This is a genomic window from Coleofasciculus sp. G3-WIS-01, assembly GCF_040223135.1.
Taxonomy (GTDB): Bacteria; Cyanobacteriota; Cyanobacteriia; order Cyanobacteriales; family Coleofasciculaceae; genus Coleofasciculus.
In genome coordinates this window covers 1-7,171 of record NZ_JAVJZI010000215.1, presented here as the reverse complement: position 1 = coordinate 7,171, position 7,171 = coordinate 1, and the positions used below count along the sequence as shown (strand labels likewise).

Below are 7,171 nucleotides of genomic sequence, written 5' to 3'. Positions count from 1 at the left end.
TAATTTAGAGAATCCTGAGGATACAACTTCCATTAACCCAGAAGATAACTTAGAGAATCCTGAGGATACAACTTCCATTAACCCAGAAGATAACTTAGAGAATCCTGAGGATACAACTTCCATTAACCCAGAAGATAATCTGAGTAATCCCAGCGATACGACTCTCTCTGAACCAACAACTAAACCAATTAACTCAACTAATCCTAGTCTTAGGGAAACCAATAGTAATCCATCTGTCTCCGCTGAAACCCCATCTAATGAAGGGAATAGCAATTCATCCACCCCCGCTAACAACTCATCCAGCGAAGCCTCATCATCAGGGAGTTCTGACTCATCCCTCCAATCCGTTGAAGCCTCAGAGGAAAACTTTACTCGGCAATTTGTAGACTATTTAGGCTTACCCACTGATATTCCCTTAGTCACTCTCGCCCAAAGCCGAGATATTCTCGACAACATCGAGAAAACTACAGGGGTTAAACCAGCATTGCTTTATATCAGTTTTGTCCCGCAAGAGATTTCTAATCAGGCGGAAAATCCATCATCTTCAAGCCAAAATTATCCTCCCAAAACCCGCAATCCTGAAGACCAAGTAGAATTACTACTCGTTACCTCTAATGGATTACCCATTCGCAAACGACTGACGGGAATCACTCGCCAACAAGTTCTCAAGGTTGCGGATCAGTTTCGCTTAGAAGTTACCAATGTTCGCAGTCGCCAAGGCTACATTCTGCCCGGAAAACAACTCTATGAGTGGCTGGTTGCTCCCATGGAAGCCGAACTGCAAGCTCTAGGTATCGAAAACGTAACGTTTATAGTAGATTACGGTTTACGCTCTATTCCTATGGCGGCTCTTTACGATGGGCAACAGTTTTTGATTGAGAAATATAGTGTTGGCTTAATGCCGAGTTTAAGCCTAGTAAACCCGAACTACAAACCCATTGAAAACATGGAAGTTTTAGCCATGGGTGCTGCACTATTTACTGACCAAAAGCCCTTACCTGCGGTTCCCGTAGAATTATCAGAAATTACTCAATCTCTGTGGCAAGGCAGATCTTTTCTCAACGATGCTTTTACCCTAGAAAATCTAAAATCACAACGTCAGCAGCAACCCTTTGGCATTATCCACTTAGCCACTCATGCTAATTTCCAATCTGGAGCACCGAATAATTCTTATATCCAACTTTGGGATAGGAAGCTGCGACTTAATCAATTACCTCAGTTAGATTGGAATAATCCCCCCGTCGAATTATTAGTCCTCAGTGCTTGTCGCACCGCATTGGGGAATGAGGAAGCCGAATTAGGTTTTGCTGGATTAGCGGTTAAAGCGGGTGCAAAATCAGCCGTAGGAAGTTTATGGTATGTCAGTGATGAGGGAACTCTCGGATTAATGAGCAAACTCTATCAAACCCTCAAACAAGCCCCAATTAAAGCAGAAGCACTGCGACAAACTCAACTGGCAATGTTGCAGGGACAAGTTTATCTCAAAGGGGGTCAACTGGTTGCGGGTGATAAATCAATCTCGTTACCGCCAGAATTAGCTAGACTCGGAGACATAAACTTTGAACATCCCTATTACTGGAGTGCCTTCACTATGATTGGTAGTCCTTGGTAATTTGTCTTATGTCTTATGTCATTCGTTATTCGTTATTCGTCATTTGGTCGGGGCGGGTTTTGCAGCCAAGCTAGGGATAAAAATCAATATTAGTCCCTAAACCCGCCCCTACAGACAGACGCTTCTGGCATCACGGAAAGGAACATGACTCCCCTATCTGTCTCATCTCCCCATCACCCCCTATCTAGCAGAATCCCCATCGACAAGAGGTTCGTTCATAAAAGTGCAATCGTCCCACACCCAGATATAATCCATAGGGTTTTTCTCCTGCTGGAAAAGCGGTTACACCAAATAAATAAACTCCGCCCCAATACGGATTATGCCGTGGCTGAAGACCAATGGTAAATGTGGTTCCAGGGGGAATCGGTTCGGCAAAACGAATAGAAACTGTGTTTGTTTCATTATCTTTTGTGACTGATTGCAACGGCAATTGTTCGCCTTTATTGTATGCAACTCACAAATCTGGGGGTTGATCGCGGTTAGTTAATTCCGAGGGAGGGCGATCGCTACTCCAAGCCCACCACACTGTACCACACTGGCATTGATAGAACTCTTGCCACTTCTTGCGATAATCTTCAGTCAGGACTGGTGATTGTCGATTAATCCAAACCCGTTGGGCTTCCATGCAAGAAGCATGACAGGAGGGACAGCAGAATTCTAATGCATGAGTTGCTGATTTTGTCCATTGCGGTGGAAATGGGGTAAAGGCGTCCATAGTCTATCGCTGGGTTGTAGCTTGAGGGGATAGTCTGGTCTTGACAATCTCCTGTGCCTATTTTACGGGTTTACCTGCCCAGACATTTTGCATTTTAAGGCAGGCATGAGATAGTTGGGAAAATAAGTGTTTTAAGTTTATCCTATAAATCCTGTAAGTTTGAGTCCCTCGGCTGATGAATCCAGAGCCAGAAATTCGCCGTTTGCGTGATATAATGCCCGCCTCTGGGCGAATGCTGACGAAAATTATCAGTAAACCGCAACAGACGGCGGTGATTGAAACTCCTTTGCCGATGCCTTGGTTGAGAGATCGTCCAATTTATATTAATTTTGATCTATGGCGTCGCTTACCCAGACCGCAACGGGATATGCTGCTCCTAAGTACCGTAAGCTGGTTGATTAATATCAAATGGTTTAAGCCAGATTTATATCAAGGCGTCGTAATTGCGGGATTGTTAGGGGGAATGGTGGAACTGATGCAAGGCGATGCGGTGGGTGTTGTTGTGGCGACGGGATTGAGTGCGATCGCAGGAGGTCAAATTTGGCGCAATACTCGCCGTTGCCAAACCCACTTGGATGGGGATACTGATGCGCTAAAAGTTGCTCTAAGGCGCGGCTATACCGAAACAGAAGCGGCACAGCATCTATTAGCGGCGATTGCATCCGTGGCTGAGATAGAAGGGCGAGTGAGTTTAAATTTTACTGAGTTAATTCGCAGCCAAAACCTGCGGGCGATCGCAGGTATTTCCCCAGTGGGGGTTCCTGAGAGTGTTAAACAGGAATAGCCAAAAGTCAAAAGTCAAAAGTCAAATAATCAGGGCGGGCGCGAGTCACATCTGTTGTGAGGTAAGAAAGGATAAGAGTAAAACCCGCCCCTACAAACGCGCCATGCTCTATGAGCGAAGTGAAGGGTCAAAACTCAAAACTCATCCACCTAGGGGATGTTAAGTTTTGATAACTTGGGCATTCTGTTGATGGAAGCCGATTTTTTTGAGTCATGAAATCTTGAATATTATTACGGTAAAGATTTAATTTTGTCCATATTTCCTGGGAGTCAGACACGTTTCTGGCGATACCTAATCACAGTTGCTCTAGTCGCGATCGCCTATATGGGTAGCGCTCATTTTACCCTGTTGTGGTTGGGATTGGGCGTTGAGGCGTCTCCGGTGTGGGTTAGTGCGGGGATTGCTCTGGCTGTGCTCTTCTTGGAGGGGAAACGGCTGTGGATTGGTGTGGCGATTGGTGCATTCTGGTTAAATCTGTCCCTGGGTGCCTCATTTTTGGTGTCCCTGGGTTCAGTTATTGGCTGCACGTTACAAGCCGTTGTCGGTGCGATGGGATTACGTCGCCTGGATTTTAACCCGACGCTAGAACACCTCAAGGATGCATTTACCCTAATTATCGTCGGCGCGCTTATTGCCCCCTCAATTAACGCCACCATTAGTACAGTAGTGAATTGCTGGGTGGGTTTCATCCCGTGGCATCAATTTGGACTGAATTGGGGCACTCTTTGGTTAGGGGACAGTATGGGAATCTTAGTGTTTACTCCCTTACTGCTATTAATTGCCCAAGGATTCCCCCAGGGAATGTTGCGGCAAAATTATCCACCCCATACGATTTTTGAAGCCGTCTTGTGTGGGAGTCTACTGTGGATGTTCAGTTGGCTGGTTTTCCAGTCTCAAACCAGCTTTTCCCTCTCCGACTACCCCCTGGAATATTTGCCTTTTCCCTTTGTCGCTTGGGCGGCGCTGCGATTTCGGGTGTGGGGTGCTGTTTTTGCCAGTGTCGTTGTTTCGGGAATGGCAATTGGCGGAGCTATCCAGGGAATCGGACCTTTTGTGGTGAAGACGGGAAGTACCCAAGGAGCAATTCTACTACTACAAACCTTTCTGGCGGTGGTGACAGTAACCGCTTTCGTTTTAGCCGCCGCTATGTCGGAGCGTCAACAGGCAGAAGCTCGACTCCGCGCTACTTTAGAACGCGATCGCTTGTTAGCCGAGATTGCCCTACGAATTCGTCAATCCTTAGATTTAGACCAAATTTTCCAAACTACTGTTGTGGAAGTACGCCAATTATTACAGGCAGATCGCGTCTATATCAGTTATCTGAATGAACATAACTACAGTAAAATTGCTGCCGAATCCGTTGCCTCTGCTTATAAATCCATGTTGGGATGGAAACCCTCAGAGAAACTGTTACAAGAAACCCAGGAATTGTTTAGTCAGCGTCAAATTTTAATCCGGGATAATACCGATCAGGTTAATGTGACTCCCTATCTCAAAGACTTTTATCGGTGCTATCAGATTAAAGCTACCCTGGCAATCCCTTTAATTCTCGATGATCAACTTTTTGGATTATTAGCGGTTCATCAATGTCACCATTCCCGTCACTGGAAATATTTTGAGGTGGATTGGTTGAGGCGATTAGCGGTTCAAGTCACCATTGCCATGCAACAAGCTCAACTTTACCAACAAGTACAAGATCTTAATGGTAACCTGGAAAGTCAAGTGGCAGAACGCACGGTGCAACTTGAGGAAAAAATGCAGGAGCTGCAACGGCTTTATGAACTTAAAGATGTGTTTTTACAAGCCGTGTCTCATGATCTGCGAACGTCAATGATGGGCTTAATCCTGATGTTGAAGGGAACGCAAAACTGCCCAGGGGAAACCGTGGCTCTCCCGCGCCGGATTCTGGAGCGGCTGATTGAAAATAGCGATCGCCAATTGACGTTGATCAATGCCTTATCTGAAGATCATTTTAACCAAGGGCTCAAAATTGAGCTGCACTGTCAACCCTTGTGCTTAAATGAACTCCTCAGCCAAATTCTGGCTGATTTGCAGCGGTTATTAACTAGCAACCAAGCTAAATTAACTCTGGCTATTCCCCAAACTTTACCCCCTGTTAAAGCTGATCCAACTCAACTGCGGTGTGTTTTCCAGCATCTATTGACGAATGCCCTTAAACATAATTTACCGGGGGTGCAGATTACGCTGACAGTAAGGGTTGAGGGGGATAGACTCCATTGTGCGATCGCCGATGACGGGGTAGGGATGAGCAAACAGCAGTGCGATCGCTTGTTTAAACTCTATGTTCGGGGATTGCATTCTCAGCACTTGACGGGTATTGGTTTGGGTTTATATTTATGTCGGCAAATTATTAATGCTCACGGGGGACACATTCGCGTTACCAGTGCGCCCGGAGTTGGATCAACTTTTGAGTTTACCCTTCCTTTCCCCAACTAAGTTGGCGACGTTGTTACATTAAAACACACTTAATGAGTGATTACAACAATAGAATTTTATAAAAGAAAATAAAATTAAGAATCAATAAATATCCTTGTTTATCCGATCATTCCCTGGTGATTAGGTGTATAAGAGTCATGGCGGATATAGCCACCTCCCTAATTTTTCGTCCCAACCATAGGAGTGAGAAAGGAAAATGCTCAAAATCACCGGAATAGCCACCGGATTTTCCCTTTTATCTTTAATTTACCCGCTAAGTGCTGAGGCGGTCAATAGTCCAAAAGACAACGTTTCCTAAATCGAGTCTATCTAAACTAAATTAACGTCAATCAAATACAGGAGTGCAAAATTAAAATGAGCAAAATAACGGCAATAGCCACCGGATTATCCTTTTTATCGTTGATTTACCCGCTAAGTGCTGAGGCAATCCAATTCAATCAGATTTATGTGTTTAGCGATAGCTCCGCTGATTCAGGCAATGTCTTCAATGTGAGTTTAGCTGCCCACTCATTAGGTTTCCCCGTACCGATTACCCCCACTCCACCTTATTTTGAAGGACGTTTTGCTAATGGCTACAACTGGATAGACATTCTCACATCCCAATTGGGCGTTGATTTGATTCCATCGACTGAATTAACAGTGGGAGAGCCAATCATTCCATCAACCCCACCAGAGGTAAACTTTAACTTCGGTGGTGCTACCGCAACGAATAGCGTTAACTTTGCCTTTGGTGGCGCTCAGACAGGATTGGGTAATGTCTATCCTGAGTTAGGCGTAGGAGTTCTCACCGAGATTAACGGTTTTATTAATGACCTAAATGTCGCTCAAACATCGGCTAATCCTGACGCCCTTTATATTGTCTGGGCTGGTAATAATGATTACAGCAAGGGTGGGCTGCGTAATAGTGCTGAACCCATTAACAACTTATTCACTGGGGTGACGGCTTTAGCAGAAGCTGGCGCTCGCCATTTCTTTATTCCTAACTTGCCCGATTTGGGCAAAACGCCCCGAGCAATTATCCAGGGAGAGGAAGCGGCTCTTACCCAAGTGAGTGCGGAACATAACGCGGGTTTAACGACAATGTTCGATGATTTGCGTCTCACCTATGATGATATAAATATCATATCGGCTGATCTGGCGTCTCTGTTTCAAGAGGTTATCACCCAGCCCGATGAATTTGGTTTTACCAATTTGACTGAGCCTTGCTTTACTGAATTGGGTGTATGTTCTAACCCCGACGAGTACGTATTCTGGGATGACATCCATCCAACGGCTAAAACCCATGCTTTATGGGGAGACTATGCATACGAGGCACTCCAGGATGCGGGTGTAGAACCTCTATCTGTTCCAGAACCGGCGTTTTCCATCCCACTACTACTCATGGGGGTGGCTTTTTTGCTGCAATCAACTGGAAAGTCATCGCAATTCTCTGTGAATGCCATTATCGAAAGGAACATTCTACTTTGACGCTCTCCCTCCTAGAAGAAGGGAGATTCTATGGAAATTTCGTTCCATATATCCCGGTAAACGGGTTCCCAGGCACACGATATTCGCCATCTAGGGCATCGTGTTATCTCCTAACACCCTGTCGATTCAGGGCTGG

General features: G+C 45.4%; 4 protein-coding genes and 2 pseudogenes. 4 read left to right on the top strand and 2 right to left on the bottom strand.

Annotated features, from left to right (window positions below; translation table 11 throughout):
• Window positions 1-1,612 (top strand): CHAT domain-containing protein (locus RIM23_RS22300; protein WP_446369414.1); only part of this gene is annotated, 1,612 nt, incomplete at its 5' end.
• Window positions 1,613-1,796: 184 nt separating this feature from the next.
• Here RIM23_RS22300 and RIM23_RS22295 read toward each other — a convergent pair.
• Window positions 1,797-2,045 (bottom strand): annotated as a pseudogene (locus tag RIM23_RS22295) (DUF2808 domain-containing protein); the annotation flags it as partial.
• A gap of 21 nt (window positions 2,046-2,066) precedes the next feature.
• Complete coding sequence (locus tag RIM23_RS22290) at window positions 2,067-2,327, bottom strand: hypothetical protein (protein WP_446336791.1); 261 nt, start codon at window positions 2,325-2,327, stop codon at window positions 2,067-2,069.
• Between the two features lie 175 nt (window positions 2,328-2,502).
• Here RIM23_RS22290 and RIM23_RS22285 point away from each other — a divergent pair, with 175 nt between their 5' ends.
• The 3 genes and pseudogenes from RIM23_RS22285 (at window position 2,503) to RIM23_RS22275 (ending at window position 7,035) form a co-directional block, all read left to right on the top strand.
• Window positions 2,503-3,111, top strand: a complete 609-nt coding sequence (locus RIM23_RS22285; RefSeq protein ID WP_446336790.1) for a DUF3318 domain-containing protein — start codon at window positions 2,503-2,505, stop codon at window positions 3,109-3,111.
• 249 nt (window positions 3,112-3,360) lie between these two features.
• Window positions 3,361-5,502, top strand: a pseudogene (locus tag RIM23_RS22280) (sensor histidine kinase); the annotation flags it as partial.
• Window positions 5,503-5,922: 420 nt separating this feature from the next.
• The gene (locus RIM23_RS22275; protein WP_446369412.1) at window positions 5,923-7,035 is read left to right on the top strand and encodes an SGNH/GDSL hydrolase family protein; all 1,113 of its coding nucleotides are present in this window, start codon (window positions 5,923-5,925) and stop codon (window positions 7,033-7,035) included.
• Window positions 7,036-7,171: the final 136 nt, after the last annotated feature.